We start from the raw sequence: 21,748 nt of genomic DNA, 5'->3' as shown, positions 1-21,748 counted from the left end.
CGCCGCGCGGTGAGCGGCGGCGCGGTCGCGATGTGCGTCAGGCGCGGGCGGAAGGCGGCCCGCGCGCGGCGAGTGCGTAGCGCTTCGACGGGCGGTGGGCGGAAGGGATCAGCGGCTCGGGCGGCGCATGCCGCACGGCCGGGGAAGCGGACAGGAACACCGCGTAATGCAGCGGCGGATGGCCGGCGAGCAGGCCGCAATAGCCGCAGCGGTCGAAATGTGCGTCCGACGGCGCATGCGGTTCCGCGTGCGCCACGAGCGTGTTGCCGGTTGCCGAGCAGATCGGCGCGGCCGGCAAGCCGTCATCGGATGCCGCCGCGCGTAGTTGCGAGATCAGCGGCGCGACGAGCGCGAGCACGAGCGCGAACAGCCCGAGCCACGCGGTGGCCCGGGCCTGGAGCGTCGGCGCATATCGTGCGCCGGCGCGCGATGTATCAGGCTGCCGCGCGCGCCGCACGGCCGAACAGCAGACGGTCGATCAACCAGACCGCGACGATCGTCGCGCCCATCAGCGGGAAGACGATGCCGAGCAGCACGAGCCCCGCGATCCAGCCTCGCATCGGCGGTGCGCCCCGTTCGCGCGACGGCGCGCCCAACTTGGCCGCCGGGCGGCGCTTCCACCACATCACGGTGCCCGTGACGGCCATCGCGGCGAGCCCGAGCGACAGCACCGCGCAGATGATCTGGTTCGCGAGCCCGAAGTATCGGCCCATGTGCAGCGACGTGCCGTACGACACGGCCCGCGACACCGCGCCGTAGTCGTCATAGCGGATGTCCTTCAGCACGGCCCCGCTGTACTGGTCGATGTAGATCGTCCGCTCGGCCTTCGGGTCGTCCGGGAAGTACGACGCGGTGAACACGCCGTCCGCGCCGGACGGCAGCGCGAGCGTGTAGCCGCTCGTCACGCCGAGGCCCGCGACGATCGCGATCGCGCGCGCCAGCGGCAGCGGTGCCGGCGTCGGCGCCGACGGCGAATGCGGGACGGGCACGTTGCCGACCGCCCATGGCGTTTGCGGCAACGGCAAGTCGTCCATCACCATCCCCGGCATCGACTCGCCGGATTCGTGGTGATGGCCGGCCGGCGCGGCGGCCTGGGCAGGCGCGGGCGCCGCGGCGGCACCGGGGCGCGTCGAGCGCACCGACCCGCCGCCCCATGCGCCTTCCGGCGCGCCGAGGTTCACGGTCGCGGCCAGCGCCTTGAAGTTCTTGCCCCACGAGCCCGACCACGGCAGCCCCGTCAGGATGAACGCGACCGTGCCGGCCGCGAGCCAGATGCCGGCCGTCGCGTGGAGGTTTTTCCACAGCGGCCGGCCGCGCAGCGACAGGTCGGGGCGCAGTGCCTGCCCGACGCGTGCCGTGCCGCGCGGCCACCACAGCGCGATGCCGGTGCCGATCATCACGAAGGTCCAGCATGCGGCGAGCTCCATCAGCAGCTCGCCCGTCTTGCCGAGCAGCAGCTTGCGATGCAGCATCCGGTCGATCTGCATGAAGCGGTTCTCGACGCTCAGCGTGCCGAGCACGCTGCCGTCGTACGGGTTCACGTACACGCTCTCGCGGCTGCCGTCGCGCAGCCGGAACACGTATTCGGCGCTGCGGTCCGGCGCGGTCGAGACCTGGACGGACACCGGCGTCGCGCCGGCCGGCATCGCGGTGCGCGCGCTCGCGAGCAGCGCGTCGGAATCGAGTCGCGGCGTGGCGCGCGGCTCGACGACGAGCCGGTGCGGATACAGCAGCGGCTCGATCTGCGGCTGGAAGCAATAGAGCGTTCCGGTGATCGCGAGGACCACCAGGAACGGCATGACGAACAGGCCGGCATAGAAGTGCCAGCGCCAGAGCGTCCGGTAACCGGCGTGGGCGGATTGGGCGGGCGAGATGGCTCGCTCGACGGTGGTCGACATGGTGTCAGCTCCTCGTGTTCGTTGAGCGGCCACGCCGGCGCGGGCCGGCGGACGTCAACGCGCGTTGCACCCGCCTGCGCGCAGCGACGGAACGGGCGGCGCGGCGCCATGCGCAGATGGGGCGCATGACGGCGTCGCCCGCGCGAGGCGGGCATGCGGGTGAACGCTTGAATCAGGTCGTGTGAGACGAACGGCATGCAGGCCCATGCACGTCGACGTGCACGAGCCGCTGGGCGGAACCGTCAGCAGAACAGGGGAGGCGCGCGGGAGGGGGGGCGATCGTCGAAGATCGATCGCACGATGGGAATACTGTCGAAGCGAATTCGGAAGCGCCGCGGCGCGGCGGCGGGAAACAGCAGCACCAACGCCACGAACGACGCCAGCGCCGTGAACAGCGCGGCACCGAATGCGCACAGGCTGTCGCCGTTTCCGGACGACGCCGTGTTGTCGACATGCGCGTCATGCTTGAGCGCATCGGCGAGCGCCCGCGCGTCGTTGGCCGGTGTGATCGGCGCGCCGGCATCGAAACGGGCGGCGAGTGCGGCCACATTGACGATCAGCGGGCCGCGGCCCGAACACAGCACCACCGAGCCCGCATCCGGACCGTCCGGATCGAGCATCACGGCGCCCGACATCAGCGCGCGGGACAGCAGCGTCACGAGGAGGAACCCCCACAGAAGCTGTCGCGCGACGCCTTGCCGGAGCAGGAAGCGGCGAAGTGCGTTCATGGCGCGCGATTGTACCTCCGTTTGCGGGGAGGGGCGGGCCGTCACGCTGATGCGCGGCATCAGCCCGGCGTGCTGCCGGAAGCGGATGGGGCGCGCGCGGCGGCTATTCGGAACCGAACGATCCGCTGTCGGGCGGCGCGTTCGCCGGGCCATACGACCAGGTGCCGTCCGCTCGGGCGGTCAGCACGTTGCCCGAGCGCCGGTCGTACAGATGCCACTGTTCGTCGGCCGGTTCGTCGCCGTACGGCCAGGTCGTCAGCTTGCCGCCGAGGTCGAAGTCGAACGCCCACGATCCCGGCTGGGCGCAGGGCGCGACCGATTGCAGGATCTGTCCGTCGAGCCGTTGTGCGGCGGCCGCGATGTCGCCGGATCGGGATTCGCTGTGCGCGAGCTCGTGACCGTCGAGCGCGATCGACCAATGGCAGTAGCAGATCCACAGATGCCCGTTGCCGGCCACCGTCACGTGCCGCGACGCGAGCCTGTCCCGCGCCGTCGCGGACAGGCCGGGCGAGCCGGCGAGCGGCTCCCGGACATGCAGCGCGGGTTGCCCGAATTCGAACGTGAGAAAGCTGCCCTGGCCTTTTGTCACGGACCAGGCAGGGGTTTCGCAGATGGCCGGCCAGATCTGGTCGAAGTCGACAGCGTTCACGGCGTGCGTCTCACATCGGCGAAACCGGCCTCGGCCTTGGCGTCGCCCGCGCTGCCGTCATCGTCGGCCAGCAGATCGGACAGGTCCGCCGGCGACAAGCGCCGCATCGTCCGCTCGACGTCGTGATCGTAGCGGCGATCGTTCGGGTCGAGACGCTTCTGCGCCTTGCGGCCGTAGCGTTTCACGAACACGCCGAGCGCACCGGCCAGTCGGGATTTCCGGTTCCTGGGGATCATGCGGCGAGGTTATCAGACATGCGCGCGCCGCGAATCGGGAAGGGCCGCCGTGGGCGTGCGTGACGCCCGCGGCAGCCGATGCATTGCGCCGGCTCAAGCCGGATACGCATCGTCGACTTTCAGGTTCGCGAGCCGGAACAGCGTGCGCAGTGTCTGCGGGTGAATGTCGCGGTGCGCGGCGAGCGACGTCAGCATGAAGTCGAGCACCTTCGCGTAGCGGAGCAGCACGAGGCAGCGCGCGAGATCGGGCGTGTGGCCGCGCATGTCCTCGGCGAGGTGGACCATTTCGGTGGACAGCGAGCGTGCCATCTCGAGTTCCATCTGCTGTTTTTCGGTCCAGTCGGGTAACGGCTGTTCGAGCAGCTTTGCGAGAAAGAGCTGGAACGACGTGTCGGACGAATTGGGCAGCGCATTCATGACGGGCCTCGTAACTTGCTCGGATCGTTCGGGCGTATCCGGTGGATGCGCCCGAGCGTGGGTTCGTGTATGCGCGGTGATCGGCGCGGTTGTCCCCCGAATGGAATGCAGGTTCCGTACCAGCGCCGCGAGACGATTGTTGAGTAATGTTGAGCCATGGTGCGACGCGGGGCGGCGAGTCCCGCCGGTACTGGATGGCGAAGGTGATCGAGGGGGCCATCTACATGCGCGGTGCGATACGCGTGAGGGTCGCGAGACGGTGTGGCGAGGCGAAATGCTTCATGGATGTAACGTAACGCCGCGATAAAACGCGTCGCGTGGTTCCCCGTTGGTCTGACGAAACGCACCGGCATGTGCGTGCCGCCTGCGCCTGCCAAGCGTTCGACGTGCCGGAGGCGGTGGTGCGGCACGGCCGCCCAGGTCGGCGAAAGCCGATGGCGAATGTGACGGGTGTTTCAAAACCGAGACGGATTCGCGCGGCGATCCGGTTTGGCGACCGCCCAACTGGCCCAGCGAATTGTCGGCCAATTGTCCATGGGCAGACGGCGCGTGTTTGCCAACAATCCCCTGATCATCCCTGCGAGGTTCGACATGAGCGTCCACGCCTTCTTCTCGGCCAACCTGCTGCTGGCCTACACGGCCTATTTCATCGGTACGGCCAGCCCCGGGCCGAGCAATCTCGCGATCATGTCGGTTGCCGCGAACCAGGGCCGCAAGGCGGCGCTCGCGTTCGCGCTCGGCGTCATTTCAGGGTCGATGTTCTGGGCGACGGTCGCGGCGCTCGGCGTGTCGGCCGCGCTGCTGGCGTGGTCGAAGCTGCTGGTCGCGATCAAGCTGTTCGGCGGGTTGTACCTGCTGTGGCTTGCGTTCAAGTCGGGGCGCACGGCGTGGTCGGGCAAGGCGGCGGCATCGCTGAATGCGGCAGGTGAACAACGGCTGTCGCGCTTCTATGTACGCGGCGCGATGCTGCACCTGACCAATCCGAAAGCGATCCTCGTGTGGGTGTCGATCGTCGCGCTGTCGTCGAACGGCGCGGGCGCGTCGCACGGCGCTGTCGTGCCGGGCTGCATCGTGATCGGGTGCCTGGTGTTCGGCGGTTACGCACTCGTGTTCTCGATGGACGGTGCGCGCCGGCTGTACGTGCGCGGCCGGCGCGCGATGGAAGCATGTCTTGCCGTCGTGTTCGGCGTGGCGGGAATCCGGCTGCTGGTGTCGAACGTTTAAGGCGGGACGCCCGCAGATCTAGCGGGCGGCGCGTCGCGTGGTCGAACGCACGGCGTCGCCCGGCGGCTCCGTCGGGCGCGTGAACAGCGACACGATCGTCTGCCGGAGCCAGCGGTGCGCGGGATGGCTGTCCCAGCGCTGATGCCAGATCACGCAGTAAGGCCGCGCGGGCATGCGCACCGGCGGTTGCCGCGACACCAGTTCCTTTTCGTGGATCGACAGATCGAGCAGCGTGGTCGGCAGCACGCCGATGAAATCCGACTCCCGGATGATCGCCAGCGCGGGCGAGTACGCATTCAGTGTGAGGACGAGATTGCGCTGCAGGCCGTGCGCGGAGAGCAGGCTGTCGTACACCGGCACCCGCATGCCGGAAAACCCGACGTCGAGATGCCGCGCCGCGAGAAAGCGCTTCAGCGTGAGCGGCCCCTTCGCGAGCGGGTGATCCTTGCGCATCAGGCAGCTCCAGTGGATCGGCCACATCTCGTGCGTGCGCACGCCGCTGCTCGGGCTCGAATCGTTCAGGTAGCCGCCGATCGCAAGGTCGACGCCGCCGCGGTCGAACATGGCCGGCAGGTCGGCGACGCTGAACGGCGTGAGCTCGATCCGCATCGATGGCGCATGTGTACCCATGTACTGCGCGAGGCGCGGCATGATGCGCTCGACCGAGTAGTCCGACATCGCGATCGTGAAGGTGCCCCGATGCTTTTGCGGGTCGAACTGGTCCGGCGAGATCGCCTGCTTCAATGCGTCGAAGTGCGGCTGGACCGCCGACCACAGCTCGCGCGCACGCGCGGTCGGCCGCACACCCGAGACGGTCTTCTCGAACAGCACGTCGTCGAGCGATTCGCGCAGCCTGCGCAGCGCATTGCTGACCGCCGACTGTGAAAGCGCGAGCCGTTCGGCGGCGCGCGTGACGTTGCCTTCGGCCATCAATGCCGCGAACACGCGCAGCAGGTTGAGGTCGAGCTGGCGGAACACATCCTTCATCGCACATCTCCCATTCGGGTGCCGGCATCCCGCGCGTGGCGTCGGGAGCCGGCACATCGTGGCGGCCAGTGTCCGGGCCGCGGGCCGTTCGTGCAAGGCCGCGTTTGCCCTTGCGGAGAGCCGGCTGGCGCCGCGACGAAGTCGCGCGCCGCGCTCGCACCGTTATTCACGCTGGTGATGATCATATTCCGGAAATCCGTTGGACGCGGTAACGGTGCGCATCGAACATGAGCCCGAAACCACTGCAGCCAGCAGAGGGAGGAGACAAACGATGAAAGAGGATGCAGTGAATCCGGCCGGCGCCATCGCGCTCGATCGCCGTTCGGCGGCGGCGCAGCCGTCCGCGCGGGCAGGCACGATGCGCGACGTCGCGGCGGCCGCGGCAGGCAACGCGCTTGAGTGGTTCGACTTCGTGATCTACGGCTATTTCGCCAGCGTGATCGCGAAGCTGTTTTTCCCGGTGGCCGGGCAGGTCGGGTCGCTGCTGCTCGCGACGGCAACCTTCGGCGTGGGGTTCGTCGTGCGGCCGCTCGGCAGCGTCGTGCTCGGGCTGTACGGCGACCGGTACGGCCGCAAGGCGGCGATGTCCGTCACGATCTGGCTGATGCTGGCCGGCACGGCCGCGATCGCGGTGGCGCCGCCCTATGCGCAGGCCGGCTGGCTCGGCGCCACGATCCTCGTGCTGGCGCGGCTCGTGCAGGGCTTCGCGGCATCGGGTGAATTCGGCAGCACCGTCGCCTTCCTCGCGGAAAAGGCGCCGCCGCATCGACGCAATTTCTTCGTGAGCCTGCAGATGTCGAGCACGATGCTCGCCATCGTGCTGGGCGGAACGATCGGCACGATCCTGACGACGTCGCTCAGCCCGCATCAGCTCGAAAGCTGGGGCTGGCGCGTGCCGTTCGTGGTCGGCCTGCTGATCGGCCCGGTCGGCTTCTACATCCGCAGGAGCGTGTCGGAAACCGATGCGTTCGTGCACGGCGAAGCGCTGCCGGTCGCGCAGGTGCTCAAGCGCCTGTTCGGCGAGCACCTCGCGTCGTTCCTCGCGGCGATCGGCGTGACGATCGTCAGCACCGCCGCGTTCTACATGTACCTGATCTACATGCCGACGTTCGCGGTGAAGCAGCTCGGGTTGCCAATGTCCGCGCCGTTCATGAGCACGACGGTCGCCGGCATCGTGATGGTTGCGATCGCGCCGGTCGCGGGCCTGCTCGGCGACATCTGGCGCCGGCCGGTCGCGATGGTCGCGGCCGCGATCGTCGTGCTGTCCGCGATCACGCTGCCGCTCTATTTGTGGGTCATCGCGAGCCCTTCGCTGCGCAACCTGCTGATCATGCAGGCCGCTGCCGCCGCGCCGATGGGCGTGCTCGTCGGGCTGGTGCCCGCGCTGGCCGCGCGCGCGTTCCCGGCCGCGGTGCGCAGCACCGGGCTTGCGGTGTCGTACAACATCCCGACGACGGTCTTCGGTGGTTTTTCCCCGCTGATCGTCACGTGGCTGATCGCGATCACGCACAACAAGGCGTCGCCCGCGCTGTACATCGTCGCGGTGTCGGTCGTGAGCCTGGTCGCGCTGCTCGGATTCCGACGCATGCCTAGCGAATAAGCGAGCTTGATTCAGTCGACGTTTGTGTTGTTGAAATGAAGGACAACGAATTAAATGTACAGGTACGGCGATATCGCAATGACCGGCTCGTGCGGCCGCCCCCTCACCCTCAACAGGAGAAGTCACGCATGAAGTTCAAACCCACCTTTGCACCGCCCAGCGAGGCGGAACTCAAAGGGCGCCTCGACCGCGTGCGCGCTCGCATGGCGGAAGCCGGCCTCGATCGCTATGTGGCGTTCTCGCCGGACAACATCTACTACCTGACGAATTTCGCGAACATCGTGCACGAGCGGCCGTTCGTGCTGGTCATCTCGCGCAGCGGCCCGCCGCAGTTCGTCGTGCCGCAGCTCGAGCAGCCGCATGTGCGAACGCGCTCGATCGGCGAACTCGAACTGATCCCGTATTTCGAATTCCCGGCGCCGGCCGGGCGCGAATGGAGCGACCGTTTCAAGGCGCTGTTCGGGCCGGGCGAACGCGTTGGCGTCGAGTCGGTGTGTCCGTTGCAGGTCTATGCGCAGACGCCGGGCGAGCGCGTGTGCATCGACATCATCGACGACGTGCGGATGATCAAGTCCGACTACGAGATCGGCCGCCACGTGTATGCGTGCGGGATCGCCACCGATGCGCACAACCTGCTGCTGAGCGAAGCGCGCCCGGGCCTCGGGATGGCGGAGATGTCGTCGCGTATTCGCGGTTTCATCATGCAGCGGCTGCTGGCCGACGATCCGTCGCTGAACCCGTTGGCCACGCGGATCGTCGCGGTGTTCCAGCCGGGCAGCGTGTCGCACGATCCGCACAACTTCAGCAACATCGACATGCGGATGGAAGAGGGCGGCCCGCACGTGTCGATCGTCAATGCGGTGATGAACGGCTACGGCGCGGAAGTCGAGCGGACCTTCTTCCTCGGTCACGTGCCCGACGCGGCGCGGCGCGCGTTCGACGTGATGTCGGAAGGGCGACGGATCGCGTTCGACGCAGCGATGCCCGGCGCGTTGCTGAGTGACGTCGATCGCAAGGTCAACGACTATTTTCGTCGCGCGGGGATGGGCGACCGGATGCTGCACCGGACCGGGCACGGGATGGGCGTCACCGCGCACGAGGCGCCGTTCTTCGCCGAAGGCTACGACCGGCCGATCGAGAAGGGGATGTGCCTGACGATCGAGCCGGGTATCTATATCGAGGGTGTCGGCGGCTTCCGTCATTCCGATACGGTGCTGATCGGCGATGAAGGCCCGGTTCAACTGACCGGCGGGCCGCTGGAGCTGGACGCGTTGACGTTCCCGGTTCGGGCGTAGTCACGCGCAGGCGCAAAAAAAGCCGCTGCACGGGCGTGTGCAGCGGCTTTTTCGCGAACGGCTCGCTTCAGAAAATAAAGCCCGTATTGATGAACTTCGAGTAGTGATCCGACACGATCGAGTCGAGCAGCTGCTTGCTGCCTTCGGTCTGCTTCGCCGCGACCATCGAGCGGATCGAGAACGCGCGCAGCGCGTCACTCACCGACAGCGTGCCTTCCGCCGAATCCTTGCGGCCGGCGAACGGGAATACGTCGGGTCCGCGCTGGCACTGGCAGTTGATATTCACGCGGCACACCTGGTTCACGAGCGGATCGACGAGCGCGCCGATCTGCGCAGGATCGGAACCGAAGATGCTGACCTGCTGGCCGTGATCCGACGTCGTCACGTAGTCGAGCGCGGTGTCGACGTCGTCGAACGTCGCCACCGGAATGATCGGCCCGAACTGTTCCTCGCGATACAGCTTCATCCCTTCCGACACCGGGTACACGACAGCCGGATAGAACAGCGTCTTGCTGAACTCGCCGCCCGAATGGTTGACGACCTGCGCGCCCTTGGCCTTCGCGTCGTCGATCGCGTCCGTCATGTAGGCCGTGCGATGCATACCGGGCAGCGGCGTGATGCTGACGCCCTTCTCCCACGGCATGCCGATCTTCAACTGTTCGAGCGCGGCGGTGAAGCGCTTCAGGAATTCGTCGACGATCGAGCGGTGCACGAGCAGCATCTTCAGCGCGGTGCAGCGCTGGCCGTTGAACGACAGCGCGCCGAGCAGGCATTCCTTCACGGTGAGGTCGAGATCGGCGTCGGGCAGCACGATCGCCGCGTTCTTCGCGTCGAGGCCGAGGATCGCGCGCAGCCGGTGCGACTTCGGATGCTGCTTCTTCAGGTGGTCGGCCACCTTGCTCGACCCGATCAGCGCGAGCACGTTGATCTTGCCCGACGCCAGCATGTGCGGCACGACCACCGCGCCCGGCGCATAGATCGTGTTGATCACGCCCTTCGGGAACGCGTCGCGGAACGCTTCGAGCAGCGGCTCGAACAGCAGCGTGCCGTACTGAGGCGGCTTGAACACCACGGTGTTGCCCATCAGCAGCGCGGGGATCAGCGTCGCGAAAGTCTCGTTCAGCGGATAGTTGTACGGGCCCATGCACAGCACGACCCCGAGCGGCGTGCGGCGGATCTGGCCGATCGTGCCTTCGGCGATCACGAAGCGCGAGTTCGCGTTGTCGAGCTCCTTCAGCGCGTCGATCGTCTGCGTCATGTACGTGACGGTGCGGTCGAACTCCTTCTGCGAATCGGCGAGGCTCTTGCCGATCTCCCACATGATCAGGTTCACCACCAGCTCGCGCTGCGCGACCATCCGCTTGATGAAGTCCTGCATGCACGCGATGCGCTGCTCGACCTTCATCGTCGGCCACTCGCCGCGGCCGGCGTCGTACGCGCGCACCGCGGCGTCGAGCGCCGCGTCGCTTTCCGTTTCGCCCATCACCGGGTAGCTGCCGATCTCGACCTGCTCGACGCTGCCGTCCGCCTGGCGCACGCACACGGGCGACAGCACGGTCTTGGTTGTGCCGTCCCACGGCCGCAATTCGCCGTCGACGAGCGACACGCGCTGGTGAATCGGTGAAGCCAGCCGATACTCGGCGGGGATGTCCTGAAAGGCGGGAAACAGCTGCTGCAGGGAGGCGGAATCGGGCATGACGGTCTCGTTTGACGGGGTGTCCGGGAAGGACGGGCGATGCGAATCCTGAGCTGGGTGATCCTCGATCCTGAATCGGCATCATGACGCGCGGACGACGACGCGTCACGCGTGACCATGGCCGAATCAACGAATGGAACCAGTTCCATTAAAAAGGAACGCCGACGCGAATGCAAGATTTACCGAGCCAAGCCGCATGCACCGTAAGCATTCAGAAAGACTGTTGCCGAATGCTTGGTATAACACGCCAACCGCACCCGCAAACGTTTCCCTTGGGCCGGATTGCGCGGATAATGGCGCTTCGCGGCGAAGAAAAAAATGAAGTGAGCCTGAGAGCATATGTAGTGAAGAACGGAAGTAGGTCCGCCGCGTTGCCGATGCGAGGTCGGCTGCCCGGAGCGCCGGGTCGGGGTTGCCCGGTCCGGCGCGCACCGGACATCGAATGCGTTCCGCCTGCTTCGACGGATGCTTCGTGATCCTCTCCAGTCTCGTCGCCGTCGTCTCCCGAATCCCGCCTTTTACCTTGCCTTTCATCGCCTGATGTGGCCGATGGAATTCTTTCGTTTTTATTACGCAAAAGTCGCATTAAAGCCCGAAACAGAAAGGCATTCGTCAGGAATGCAGAGCGCCACGCGCATGCACGTTGCGGGCAGGCGACATGTTGAAAATTAACTAAAAATACGAATCATTCTCGTTTAATATTTCGCTCCGTTACGGGCCGTGACGGAGCGTCACGGCTTCTTTCGTGCCGGTCCTGCCGGCCGGCAGCCATCCGCGCCGGCCATTCACGGGCCCGCCAGCGCGACGAGGCGATCCCTCGCGCGCCGCTTCTTGTTCACGGAAAGGATTTCGCCAGCCGATTCTCAGCGTGGTTCGCGCGTTGGCCGGATGCGTTTCCGTTCGCCGTTTTCCCTCAGCCTCTACTTCAACGATGAAACTCAACACGAGCGCGTGCCATGCGCTTCTGATCGCCACGTCGCTGGCCGGCGCACGCACCTCCTTCGCGCAGGCGAGCGATGCCGCGGCGACCTTGCCCGCGATCTCCATCAATGCGGCAGCCGAGCATGCGTCGTACGACGGCGGCCACTCGCGCGCGGCGACCAAGACCGACATGTCGCTGATGGACGTGCCGCAGACGGTGAACGTCGTGCCGCACGCGGTGATCGAGGACCAGAACGCGACGTCGATGCAGGATGCGCTGCGCAACGTGCCGGGCGTCGGCTTCTCGGTCGGCGACGGCCAGCGCGACCAGATCACGATACGCGGTTTCAACAGCATCACGGACCAGTACGTCGACGGCATCCGCGACGATGCGCTCTACTATCGCGACCTGTCGAACGTCGACCACGTGGAAGTGCTGAAGGGCCCGGCGGCCGTGCTGTACGGGCGCGGCTCGGCAGGCGGCATCGTGAATCGCGTGTTGAAGCGGCCGGAGGCGAACCCGGTGCGCGACGTGGGCGTGACGCTCGGCACGCGCGGCGAGCGGCGCGGCGAATTCGACCTCGGCTGGAACGCGAACGATGCGGCGCGTTTCCGGATCACCGGCGCGGCCGAGAACTCGAACAGCTTCCGCGACCAGTTCCAGCTCAACCGTCAGGCGATCGCGCCGTCCGCGCAGTTCAAGCTCGACCGCGACACCGTGCTGAACGTCGAATTCGACTACCTGCATGATCGCCGCACGTCCGACCAGGGCCTGCCCGCGTATCTCGGCCGGCCGGTCAACGTGCCGATCAACACGTACTACGGCTCGGCCGACGCGGCGAACAGCTCGTACAACGACATCTCCGCGAAGAGCGCGACGGTGTCGCTCGATCACCGCTTCAGTGATTCGCTGTCGTTCCATGGCGCGATCCGCGCGTACGACTTCTCGCTCGAACGCAAGAACTACGTGACGTACGAGCCGATCAAGACCGCCGCGCACCCGGTCGTGACGCTCGACCAGTCGACGCGCCAGCGCACCGACCACGGCATCGACGGGATGTTCGAGCTTACGCAGAAGACGTCGCTGTTCGGCATGCGCCACGAGCTGCTGTACGGGCTCGAGCTGTCGCAGCAGCAGAAGTTCGACACGATCTACAGCGTGTCGAAGGTCGCGACCTACGATCTCTTCAATCCGCAGCAGGTGGTGCTGCCCGGCGTGCCGACCGGCGCGCGGGCAAAGACGAACGCGTCGACCGTCGTCGGGCTCGCCGGCGTCTACGCGCAGGACCTGATCTCGCTGACCGAGCACTGGAAGGTGCTCGCGGGGCTGCGCTTCGATTACCTGAACCAGATCCGCCACGACTACACCGCGTCGAACGTCAACCTCGACCGCACCGATCACGCGTGGAGCCCGCGCGTCGGCCTGATCTACGAACCGCTCGACTGGCTGACGCTGTACGGGTCGTTCAGCCAGTCGTTCTCGCCGCTGGCCGATACGCTGATCAGTGCCGGCGCGTTCTCGAACGGCGCCGCGCTCGCGCCGCAGAAAACCACCGCGTATGAAGTCGGCTCGCGCTTCGACCTCGGCGGCAAGGCGACGGCCAGCGTCGCGCTGTTCGACATGCGCCAGACCAACCAGCAGATCGGCGACCCGGCGAATCCCGGCTATGCGCTGCCGATCGGCACGCAGCACGTGCACGGGATGGAACTGGGCTTCACCGGCGAGATCGCGCCGAAGTGGTCGGTGTATGCGGGCTACGCGTACCTGAACGGGACGGTCGACGGTTCCGCGCAATCGACGGCGGCCGGCGTCGCGGTGTCGAGCAACACGCCGGGGCTGATGCCGCGCCACAGCGCGAACCTGTGGGTGAAGCGCGAGCTGCCGTACGGCTTCTATGCGGCGGCCGGCATGCAGTTCCAGTCGGCGCGCTATACGTCGGCGAGCGACCTCGTCACGCTGCCGTCGTTCACCGTGTTCAACCTGGGCGCCGGGTATCGCAGCAAGAAGGTCGACGTCACGCTCACGCTCGACAACCTGTTCGATCGCCGCTACTTCATTGCCGCGCACGGCAATGCGGACCTGTACAACATGCCCGGCGATCCGCGTACGCTGACCGCCACGGTGAAGTGGCACATGTAATGCACGCGATGCGCGCGTCAGGTGACAATGCGGGTCTTCGTCACGACGCGCCGCACGTTACTGCCCATGATCCGCCAATCGCTTGATGTGTTGAGCATGACCGGCCGCGCCCGCGTGCTGTGCGCGCTGTTGTGGCTCGCTTGCGGCGCGGTCGCGGCGCGCGCGCAGACGATCCCGGCCGATGCCGAACCCGAATGCCATTCGGTGCACGTCGGCCGGACGATCACGCTGTCGGGCCGTTACGCGCTCGATTACGGCGACGAAACGATCGGGCCGGAGGTGTGGTTCGAGGAGGACGACGCATCGGCGCGGCGCCTGCCGGACCGTTCGCAACGCGCCGGTGTGATCCGGTTCATGAACCAGCGCGATGCACGGCGCAGTTTGCGGCTGCCCGCCGCGCAACCCGAAGGCGTGTGCCGGTTCGACGGGAGCGCGACGCTCGTGATTCGCGATCTGGACACGGTGTGTCCGGGGCTGGAGGAGCCTGATCACGCGCGGCTGGTGAAGGTCGTGAAGGCCAGTCCGCCGACGCGACATGCGTGCGGCGCCACCGCGCCATAAGACTGGCGCGGCCGCGCCGTTACTCGACGTCCTCGTCATCCACCATATCGTCGCCATCCGCATCGGGATCCGGCGACGCATACGCGCTCGCCTGCTCGAGCAGCCAGCCGCGAAACAGCTCCAGCGGCTTGCTGTGGCTGAACTCCGTCGGATACACGAGGTAGTACGCGGAATCGCCGACGGTTGCCGCGTCGCACGGCACCACCAGCCCGAGCTGCTGCAACTGTTCCTCGACGAAGAATTTCGGCACGAGCGCGATGCCGAGCCCGGCCGCGGCCGCGCTGATCAGCATCGTGTGCAGCTCGTAGCGCACGCCCTGCATCGTGCGGATGTCCTCGACCCCGTGCGTCTCGAACCACTGCGCCCACGCGCCGGGGCGAGTCGTCGAGTGCAGCAGCGGGTACGCGAGCAGATCCTCGACGCTGTGCACGGGCCCGTCGAGCAGCGCGGGCGAGCAGATCGGCACGACTTCCTCGCCGAACAGGTAGTCGGACGACGTGCCGGGCCAGGTCGGCTTGCCGTAGTGGATCGCGGCCTCGAAGTGCGTGTCCTCGAACGAGAACAGGTCGGTGCGGCTGCCCATGTTCACGCGTACATCGGGCGTGCGGTCGTAGAAGCTCTTGATGCGCGGGATCAGCCAGTGCGACGCGAAGGTCGGCAGCACCGCCAGCTCCAGGTAGCCGCCGCCGCTGCCGTGCGCGATGATCGACAGCGTGTCGCGGTCGAGCGCCTCCAGCGCGCGACGCACCTGCGTGCCGTACAGCTTGCCGGCGCGCGTCAGCACGACGCGCTGCTTCACGCGGGCGAACAGCCGCACACCGAGGCTGGCTTCAAGCGTCGCGATCTGGCGCGATACCGCGCTTTCGGTCAGGAACAGCTCCTTGGCCGCGTGCGTGAAGCTTTCGTGGCGCGCGGCGGCTTCGAAAGCCACGAGCGCGCCCATGTTGGGGATCTTGAATTTGCGCATGATGTTCGATTCGTCTGACGAACGGGCCTGCCCGGTGCGGGCCGGCGAGCGGAGCCAGGGACAGTCAATAATTCCAAAAACTCATCACATATCAATTTAATCTCGCTTTACGCCCGGCTGCAACCCTTTGAATAATGCTCCCCACGCAAGGTCAGGCGCCCGTAGGGCAGCCGGCCGACGAGTTGCCGGCACGTTTGCCGGCGGTCCCCCGAGACGAGAATCCTGATGCGCAATCCGAATATCGAGAGCTTGCTGACGAAGCTGCTGGGACAGGCGAAGACCGACGCCCTGTTCTCGACCCTGAACATGCCGGCCATCCTCGAAGAATGGGAAGACGGCGTCGTGACGCGCGCGGAAATCGCGCAGGCGATGAACATGGCGCTGTTCGAAGGGCTGCTCGAACGGTCGGCGAACGGCCGTGCGTATACGGCCGACGCGATCGAAAGCGGTGGCTCGGTCTATTTCGACCACGGCGCGCTGCGCACGGTGCGCTGGCCGAACACGGGCGCGCTGCCGCCGGGAGAGGCCGCGTTCACGCGCATCCTGCGTCCGCTCGGCTTTCGCCTGAACGGCCGCTACCCGCTCGACAAGCTGGGCATGACGGGCCGCGCGTATGCGCATGAAGACGCGCCGGACGAAATCGCGCAGTTCTTCGTCAGCGAACTGCATCCGGAACGTTTCTCGAAGGAATTCCAGCAGGCCGTGACGAACGTCGTGAGCACGTCGCGCGATCCGCTGTCGCCGGCGGCTGTCGCGTTGCTGTGGGAAGTCGAGCGCGAAGGCTGGCTGTCGCTGGAGGCCGCGCACGCGCTGCTGCCGGAGATCGTCGGCGCGTTCGCGCGCCAGCACGACCTGCCGAACGAGCTCGACTACGAAACGCTGCTGCTCGAATCGGCGGAAATGGCGTGGATCTCGACCGAAGGCAATGCGTTCAACCACGCGACCGACCGCGTCGCCGACGTGTTCAAGCTGTCCGACGACGAGAAGGCGAAGGGCCGGCCGATGAAGCCGGAAGTCGAGCGTTCGCGCTCGGGCCGCGTGTTCCAGACCGCGTATCGCGCGGATACCGTCGAGCGCGAATTCCGCACGCGCGACGGCGGCACGGTGAAGCGCAACGTGCCGGGTTCGTTCTACGAGTTCATCACGCGCAAGCGCACGTTCGACCAGGCGGCGCGCCGCTGGGTGACCGACCTGCGTTTCGATGCGGGTAACGCACAGGGCATCTTCAAGATGACGGCGAACGCGGCGAAGTAACGCAGCGAAAGCGGGGCGTACCGCTTACGGAAGAAGTGAGCCGATCGGGCAGGACGCACACGCGTCCTGCCCGATTTGCGTTGGGCGGCCCGTCATGCAGAGCGGAATGCGTGCGACCGGGCGAACGCCGGATCACGGCGTCACGGTCGTCAGTGAGATGGGGAGACAGGAAGGCGGCTGGCGCATGCCGCGCGCCGTGCCGTCAGAAGATGTGCGTGATCAGATAGAACAGCACCAGCAGCCCGACCGGCACGCCGAGCAGCCAGGCGATCAGGTATTTGCCCATGTCGTTGTCCTGGTGGCCGCGACGCCGTCGGCGCCGCGGTGGTTGCATTGATGCGCTATCGCATCACAGCTCGCGGTCGAATTCCTTCAACTGTTTCTCGGCCGCGTCGCGGGCGATGCCGTAACGCTCCTGGATCTTGCCGGCCAGATACTCGCGATTGCCGTCGGCCACCTTCAGGTCGTCGTCGGTCAGCTTGCCCCACTTGGCCTTCAGCTTGCCGGCGAGCTGCTTCCACTGGCCCTTGATCTTGTCCTCGTTCATGGTGTGCTCCTTGTCGTGCGGGGATAAAAGGCGCGGTGGCGTGCCGCGCCGGGAGGTCAGGCCTTCGCCTTCAGGCCGGATGCGTCGACGTGCTTCACGCCCTTGACCGCGCGCGACACGGCGATCGCCTTCTTCACGGCGATCTTGGTCGGCAGCACGCCCGCGAGCGTAACGACGCCGTCGACGGTCGTCACGCTGATGTCGACGCTCTTCAGGCCGTCGACGGTGGCCAGCCGGCCCTTCACCTTGGTCGTGATCCACGTGTCGGTGACGGGCTGGTTCGATTCGGTCTTCATGCCGTTGTCGGTCGATGCGTCCTGCGCAACCGCGTTCGTGAGCGGCGCGGCACTCAGCAGGAAAGCCGCGCTGACGGCGAGCAGCGTCGAAAGGTGGCGGGTCTTGTTCATGGGTGTTCTCCTTCGCTTGGCGTGATGAATCGATGAATGCGGACCGCGCCGCGCATCACCTGACGATCGGCGTGTCGTAGCCGGGCTCGCGTGGCGGGATGTCCGGGCGCGGTACGTCGGGCGGTAGCGGAACCGGCGGATCGGTGCCGGGCGGCGGTTCGGGCGGACTGTCCGGAGGCGGTTCGGGCCGCGTCGGATCGGGTGTCTGATGCAGCTTCATCGTGCTTCTCCTCTGCGGTTCGGAAGGCAGCGCATGAGCGCCGATGCAGGACCAGCGTACCGGGGCGAACGTGCGCGGACATCGCGCAAATTCACCTGATCGGCTAGTGCGTTTGCACGGGGCGTCGTGAAGGGCGGGAGACGGGCGGGGGAGTGGCGCGGCGCGTAGCCATCGCACGCGCGGCGTGGAATGGCGGGCCAGCCGGATGCATGGCGGATCGGCGGGGTGCCGAACGATAGCGCGTGCCGTGCGAATGTACTATGGCGGATAGTGCATTCGCGCCTGTCGCGCACCGGTGCGGCACGCGATCATCGCCACACGCGCCGGCCGGCGCGTGTCGACGAAGCGGCAACCGGGCCGGCGGTCATGCTGACGACAGGGACAACCATTCGATGAACGAACAGGTCAACGAACAGGCAAACGAGCAGGCGCTCAAGTCGCATACCGACCGGCGCCAGCTGCACCAGATCATCGCGGGGCTCACCGAGGGCGTGATCCTGGTCGAGCCCGACCAGCGGATCGTGTGGGCGAACGAAGCCGCGCTCGCGATGCACGGCGTGACCGAGCTGAAAGCGCTCGGCGCGACCGTCACCGATTACCGCGAGCGCTTCCGGCTGCGCTACCGGAACAACCATCCGGTGCGCGACGGCCACTATCCGATGGATCGCGTGATCGCGGGCGAGGAGTTCAGCGACGTGACGGTCGAAGTCGAATCGGCCGCCGACGAAACCGTGAGCTGGGTTCATCGCATCCGCAGCCTCGTGCTGACGAACGCGGCCGGCGAACCGGACTGCCTCGCGCTCGTGCTGCACGACGCGACTGAATGGGCGAGCGCCGAGGAGCGCTTCGAGCGCACCTTCAACGCGAACCCGGCGCCGGCCGTGATCTGCCGGCTCGACGACCTGCGCTACGTGAAGGTCAACCAGGGCTTTCTGGACATGACCGGCCACGCGCGCGACGACGTGCTCGGCCGCTCGGTGTACGAGATCGACGTGCTCGAACAGGCCGAGCGGCGCGAACTCGCGATTGAGCGGCTCGGCGAAGGCGCAACGATTCCGCAGATGGAGGCCGTGCTGAAACTCGCGGACGGCACCGCGAAGGCGGTGGTCGTCGCCGGGCAGCCGATCGACATGAACGACGAGGCGTGCATGCTGTTCACGTTCATGGATCTCGAGCCGCGCAAGCAGGCCGAGCGCGCGCTGCGGCAGAGCGAGGAACGCTTCGCGACGGCGTTCCGGATGGCGCCGGTCGCCACCGCGATCGTCACCGCCGACCGCTTCGAATTGCTCGACGTGAACGGTGCGTTTGCCGCGATGACGGGCCATGCGCAGGACGACCTGCTCGGCAAATCCGCGGACGAGCTCGGGCTGTGGGCCGAACGCGGCGCGTGGCCGCGCATCGAAGGCCGGCTCGCGCGCGACGGCAACGTGCGCAATGCCGACGTGCAGATCCGTACGCGCGAAGGCGACGTGCGCGATTGCGTCGTATCGGCCGACCCCGTCGCGATTCACGGGCGCGACTGCCTGCTCGTCGCGCTGCTCGACATCAGCGATCGCAAGCGAACCGAGATGGAGCTTGTCTATGCGATCGAAACAGCGATGCAGGATGCGTCGTGGTTCAGCCGCACGCTGATCGAGAAGCTCGCGAACGTGCGGCGCGCGAATGCGCCGGACGCGGGCGCTCAACTGTCGGACCTCACCGCGCGCGAGCGCGACGTGTTCGACCTGCTGTGCCATGGCCTGGCCGACAAGGAGATCGCCGGCCGCCTCGGGCTCGCGCCGAATACCGTGCGCAATCACGTCGCGACGATCTACGCGAAGCTCGACGTGCACAGCCGCGGCGAGGCGATCGTGTGGGCGCGCGAACGCGGGATCGTCGGCGCGGCCGAAGCGAACGGCGCGCGCGGCGAGAAGGGCGGCGCGAAGGGCAAGGATTGACATCGTCGGTACGAATGCACCATCTGCGCTGGTGCATCCGCATCTGCCGCGCGCGGCGCCCGCTTGCGATGCTGTCCACTCGGCGGTGCGGCGCTGGCCGTCACGTCGCCGGCTCTCCCCAACCATCGCAGGAGACGACCATGGACAGGAATCGCATCGAGGGCAAGCTCAAGCAGGTCAAGGGTTCGGTCAAGGAAGCGCTCGGCAAGGTGACGGGCGACCGCAAGACGGAAGCGGAAGGCGTCGCCGAACAGCAGGCCGGCAAGATGCAGGAGCAGGCCGGCGAGGCGGCCGATGCGGTGCGCAAGCAGACGGGCGCCGATCGGCACTGACTGATGACGCGGCGCCGCCGGCGCCGCGATGGCCGGCCGGGCCGTTATTGCCACGATGATGCGCCGCCGGCATGACCGTGGCCGGCCTTGATGGACGGGCGCCGGCGCGGCTTCACGCGGCAACGATCCACCCACGGCGCACCGATGCGCGGGCCGCGGGCCGGCGGCGAACCCGGAACTTGATGATAAATCCTCACAACATAGTTCCGATATTTCGTTTGCTGGACGGGTATTGGCTACCCACAATCCCTTCACCTCTTTCGCGATGAAAGGCTCTTCGGAGACGGAGCCGCGGCGATCGACCGGCCGGTTTGCGGGCATTGCATGACGCCCCGGCGGCGGACGAGATGACCGGCACGCGGGAGGTTGCCGACGCGCGGCGATCGCGCGTTGCATCCCGGCCCCCAGAACAAGGATTGTCATGACGTTCCGCATTCGTTCGCTTTCCGGCGTCGCATTGACCGCCGCGATCCTCGCGCTCCAGACGGGCGCGGCTCACGCGCAGGAGACGGTCGTCAAGGTCGGCGTGGCCGGCCCGCTGACGGGCGGCGGCGCCGCCTACGGCAAGGACATCGAGAACGGCGTGCGCATGGCCGTCGATGAAGCGAACGCCGCGCATACGACGGTGGGCGGCAAGCCCGTGAAGTTCGTCGTCGCGTCGCAGGACGACCAGAGCGATCCGCGCACCGGCGTGCAGGCCGCGCAGCAGCTCGCCGACGCGCAGGTGGCCGTCGTGATCGGCCACTTCAACTCGGGCACGACGCTGCCCGCATCGAAGATCTACGCGAAGGCCGGCATTCCGATGATCACGCCGTCGGCGACCAATCCCGACATCACGCGCGCCGGGCTCGGCACCGTGTACCGCGTGATCGCGACCGACACGCAGAACGCCGGCAACGCAGGCGCCTATGCGGCGAGCGTGACCAAGGCGAAGCGCATCGCGATCATCGACGATCGCACCGCGTTCGGCCAGGGCGAAGCCGACGAATTCGAGAAGTCCGTGAAGGCGAACGGCGGCACGATCGTCGCGCGCGAATTCACGAACGACAAGGCGGTGGACTTCAGCGCGCAGCTCACGAAGATCAAGAGTACCAATGCCGATCTCGTGTTCTTCGGCGGCCTCGACGCGCAGGCCGCGATGCTCGTGAAGCGCATGCGCCAGCTCGGCATCCGCGCGCAGTTCCTCGCGGGCGGCGGCGTGATGAACGCGAACTTCATCAAGCTGGCGGGCAATGCGGCGGAAGGCGCGTCCGTTTGGGAATACGGGCAGCCGCTGGCGCGTCTCGCGAAGGGCAAGGAGTTCGAAACGAAATTCAAGCAGAGGTACGGCATCGACATGCTCGCGTACGCGCCGTTCGCGTACGACGCGACGTGGATCGCGATCAACGCGATGCAGAAGGCGAACTCGACGAAGCCGGCCGATTTCAACGGCGCGCTGAAGGGCACGCGCTACGACGGCATCACGGGCACGATCGCGTTCACGAACACGGGCGACCTGAAGAATCCGAGCTCGACGCTGTATGAGGTGAAGAACGCCGCGTGGCAGCCCGTCACGACGAAATCGGCGGATTGAACGCAACAGGCGCGCGCGGACTTTCGCGGCGATGCCGGACGTGCTGAAATGCCATCAGCGATCGGTTGCGATCGCGGCGCACGCCGGTGTGGCAGCCGCACGAGTCCGCCCGCGCGACGCCGCGCGTGACGCGGCACGAACAACCTACGGGCGGGGCCG

General features: G+C 67.0%; 22 protein-coding genes. 9 read left to right on the top strand and 13 right to left on the bottom strand.

Translation table 11 applies throughout. The annotated features are described in order from the left end of the window. Nucleotides 1–37: 37 nt before the first annotated feature. From BCO18175_RS03385 to BCO18175_RS03360, 6 genes are all read right to left on the bottom strand, one after another. On the bottom strand, nucleotides 38–457 hold the full coding sequence (locus tag BCO18175_RS03385; RefSeq protein WP_174979374.1) for a DUF2946 domain-containing protein: 420 nt from the start codon (nucleotides 455–457) through the stop codon (nucleotides 38–40). Then, nucleotides 435–1,898 carry a PepSY-associated TM helix domain-containing protein gene (locus tag BCO18175_RS03380; RefSeq protein WP_174979373.1) on the bottom strand — a complete coding sequence of 488 codons (1,464 nt, stop codon included), beginning with the start codon at nucleotides 1,896–1,898 and terminating at the stop codon, nucleotides 435–437. The genes BCO18175_RS03385 and BCO18175_RS03380 overlap by 23 nt, the downstream gene beginning before the upstream one ends. Before the next feature lie 242 nt (nucleotides 1,899–2,140). After that, the gene (locus tag BCO18175_RS03375; protein ID WP_174979609.1) at nucleotides 2,141–2,626 is read right to left on the bottom strand and encodes a hypothetical protein; all 486 of its coding nucleotides are present in this window, start codon (nucleotides 2,624–2,626) and stop codon (nucleotides 2,141–2,143) included. 103 nt (nucleotides 2,627–2,729) lie between these two features. Next, on the bottom strand, nucleotides 2,730–3,275 hold the full coding sequence (locus BCO18175_RS03370; protein ID WP_174979372.1) for a hypothetical protein: 546 nt from the start codon (nucleotides 3,273–3,275) through the stop codon (nucleotides 2,730–2,732). Continuing rightward, complete coding sequence (locus BCO18175_RS03365; RefSeq protein WP_174979371.1) at nucleotides 3,272–3,511, bottom strand: hypothetical protein; 240 nt, start codon at nucleotides 3,509–3,511, stop codon at nucleotides 3,272–3,274. The genes BCO18175_RS03370 and BCO18175_RS03365 overlap by 4 nt, the downstream gene beginning before the upstream one ends. A gap of 93 nt (nucleotides 3,512–3,604) precedes the next feature. Then, on the bottom strand, nucleotides 3,605–3,928 hold the full coding sequence (locus BCO18175_RS03360) for a DNA-binding protein (protein ID WP_174915765.1): 324 nt from the start codon (nucleotides 3,926–3,928) through the stop codon (nucleotides 3,605–3,607). 591 nt (nucleotides 3,929–4,519) lie between these two features. Between BCO18175_RS03360 and BCO18175_RS03355 the strand changes: the two genes are divergently transcribed. After that, entirely contained in the window at nucleotides 4,520–5,152 is a 633-nt protein-coding gene (locus BCO18175_RS03355; RefSeq protein WP_174915764.1) for a LysE family translocator, read from the top strand. Nucleotides 5,153–5,170: 18 nt separating this feature from the next. Here the strand turns inward: BCO18175_RS03355 and BCO18175_RS03350 are convergent, their stop codons facing one another. Beyond that, nucleotides 5,171–6,139, bottom strand: coding sequence for a LysR family transcriptional regulator (locus BCO18175_RS03350; RefSeq protein ID WP_174979370.1), 969 nt, complete (start codon nucleotides 6,137–6,139; stop codon nucleotides 5,171–5,173). A gap of 271 nt (nucleotides 6,140–6,410) precedes the next feature. Between BCO18175_RS03350 and BCO18175_RS03345 the strand changes: the two genes are divergently transcribed. Both BCO18175_RS03345 and BCO18175_RS03340 read left to right on the top strand, forming a co-directional pair. Next, nucleotides 6,411–7,739 carry an MFS transporter gene (locus BCO18175_RS03345; RefSeq protein ID WP_174979369.1) on the top strand — a complete coding sequence of 443 codons (1,329 nt, stop codon included), beginning with the start codon at nucleotides 6,411–6,413 and terminating at the stop codon, nucleotides 7,737–7,739. A 128-nt stretch (nucleotides 7,740–7,867) separates the two neighbouring features. Beyond that, the gene (locus tag BCO18175_RS03340) at nucleotides 7,868–9,034 is read left to right on the top strand and encodes a M24 family metallopeptidase (RefSeq protein WP_174979367.1); all 1,167 of its coding nucleotides are present in this window, start codon (nucleotides 7,868–7,870) and stop codon (nucleotides 9,032–9,034) included. A gap of 67 nt (nucleotides 9,035–9,101) precedes the next feature. Here the strand turns inward: BCO18175_RS03340 and BCO18175_RS03335 are convergent, their stop codons facing one another. Next, complete coding sequence (locus BCO18175_RS03335) at nucleotides 9,102–10,730, bottom strand: NADP-dependent glyceraldehyde-3-phosphate dehydrogenase (protein WP_174979365.1); 1,629 nt, start codon at nucleotides 10,728–10,730, stop codon at nucleotides 9,102–9,104. Nucleotides 10,731–11,661: 931 nt separating this feature from the next. Between BCO18175_RS03335 and BCO18175_RS03330 the strand changes: the two genes are divergently transcribed. Further along, nucleotides 11,662–13,791 (top strand): TonB-dependent receptor, encoded by a 2,130-nt coding sequence (locus BCO18175_RS03330; RefSeq protein WP_174979364.1) that lies wholly within the window; start codon nucleotides 11,662–11,664, stop codon nucleotides 13,789–13,791. Between the two features lie 96 nt (nucleotides 13,792–13,887). Then, entirely contained in the window at nucleotides 13,888–14,352 is a 465-nt protein-coding gene (locus tag BCO18175_RS03325; protein ID WP_174979363.1) for a hypothetical protein, read from the top strand. A gap of 19 nt (nucleotides 14,353–14,371) precedes the next feature. Here BCO18175_RS03325 and BCO18175_RS03320 read toward each other — a convergent pair whose 3' ends face one another. Next, the gene (locus BCO18175_RS03320) at nucleotides 14,372–15,319 is read right to left on the bottom strand and encodes a LysR family transcriptional regulator (protein WP_174915758.1); all 948 of its coding nucleotides are present in this window, start codon (nucleotides 15,317–15,319) and stop codon (nucleotides 14,372–14,374) included. A gap of 225 nt (nucleotides 15,320–15,544) precedes the next feature. On the opposite strand from BCO18175_RS03320, the gene BCO18175_RS03315 reads away from it, so the two are divergent. Then, nucleotides 15,545–16,573 (top strand): DUF1338 domain-containing protein, encoded by a 1,029-nt coding sequence (locus BCO18175_RS03315; RefSeq protein WP_174915757.1) that lies wholly within the window; start codon nucleotides 15,545–15,547, stop codon nucleotides 16,571–16,573. Nucleotides 16,574–16,775: 202 nt separating this feature from the next. Here BCO18175_RS03315 and BCO18175_RS40830 read toward each other — a convergent pair whose 3' ends face one another. From BCO18175_RS40830 to BCO18175_RS03300, 4 genes are read right to left on the bottom strand one after another with little or no spacing between them, the layout of a single operon-like run. After that, a complete protein-coding gene (locus tag BCO18175_RS40830; RefSeq protein ID WP_277403709.1) occupies nucleotides 16,776–16,907 on the bottom strand; it encodes a hypothetical protein in 132 nt (43 codons plus the stop codon). A gap of 15 nt (nucleotides 16,908–16,922) precedes the next feature. After that, nucleotides 16,923–17,120: a CsbD family protein gene (locus tag BCO18175_RS03310; protein WP_085040850.1), complete on the bottom strand. Its 198-nt coding sequence runs from the start codon at nucleotides 17,118–17,120 to the stop codon at nucleotides 16,923–16,925. 56 nt (nucleotides 17,121–17,176) lie between these two features. Then, nucleotides 17,177–17,527 carry a BON domain-containing protein gene (locus BCO18175_RS03305; RefSeq protein WP_174979362.1) on the bottom strand — a complete coding sequence of 117 codons (351 nt, stop codon included), beginning with the start codon at nucleotides 17,525–17,527 and terminating at the stop codon, nucleotides 17,177–17,179. 55 nt (nucleotides 17,528–17,582) lie between these two features. After that, a complete protein-coding gene (locus BCO18175_RS03300; RefSeq protein WP_167316044.1) occupies nucleotides 17,583–17,747 on the bottom strand; it encodes a hypothetical protein in 165 nt (54 codons plus the stop codon). 392 nt (nucleotides 17,748–18,139) lie between these two features. On the opposite strand from BCO18175_RS03300, the gene BCO18175_RS03295 reads away from it, so the two are divergent. From BCO18175_RS03295 to BCO18175_RS03285, 3 genes are all read left to right on the top strand, one after another. Further along, on the top strand, nucleotides 18,140–19,684 hold the full coding sequence (locus BCO18175_RS03295) for a helix-turn-helix transcriptional regulator (protein ID WP_174979361.1): 1,545 nt from the start codon (nucleotides 18,140–18,142) through the stop codon (nucleotides 19,682–19,684). 140 nt (nucleotides 19,685–19,824) lie between these two features. Further along, entirely contained in the window at nucleotides 19,825–20,016 is a 192-nt protein-coding gene (locus BCO18175_RS03290; protein WP_174915753.1) for a CsbD family protein, read from the top strand. A 421-nt stretch (nucleotides 20,017–20,437) separates the two neighbouring features. Continuing rightward, nucleotides 20,438–21,589, top strand: a complete 1,152-nt coding sequence (locus BCO18175_RS03285) for a branched-chain amino acid ABC transporter substrate-binding protein (RefSeq protein WP_174979360.1) — start codon at nucleotides 20,438–20,440, stop codon at nucleotides 21,587–21,589. Nucleotides 21,590–21,748 lie beyond the last annotated feature (159 nt).

Origin of the sequence: Burkholderia lata, assembly GCF_902499335.1 — a bacterium.
Classification (GTDB): Bacteria; Pseudomonadota; Gammaproteobacteria; order Burkholderiales; family Burkholderiaceae; genus Burkholderia; species Burkholderia lata_B.
Note: the sequence above shows the minus strand (reverse complement) of the source record. Positions and strands in the feature narration are given on the sequence as shown.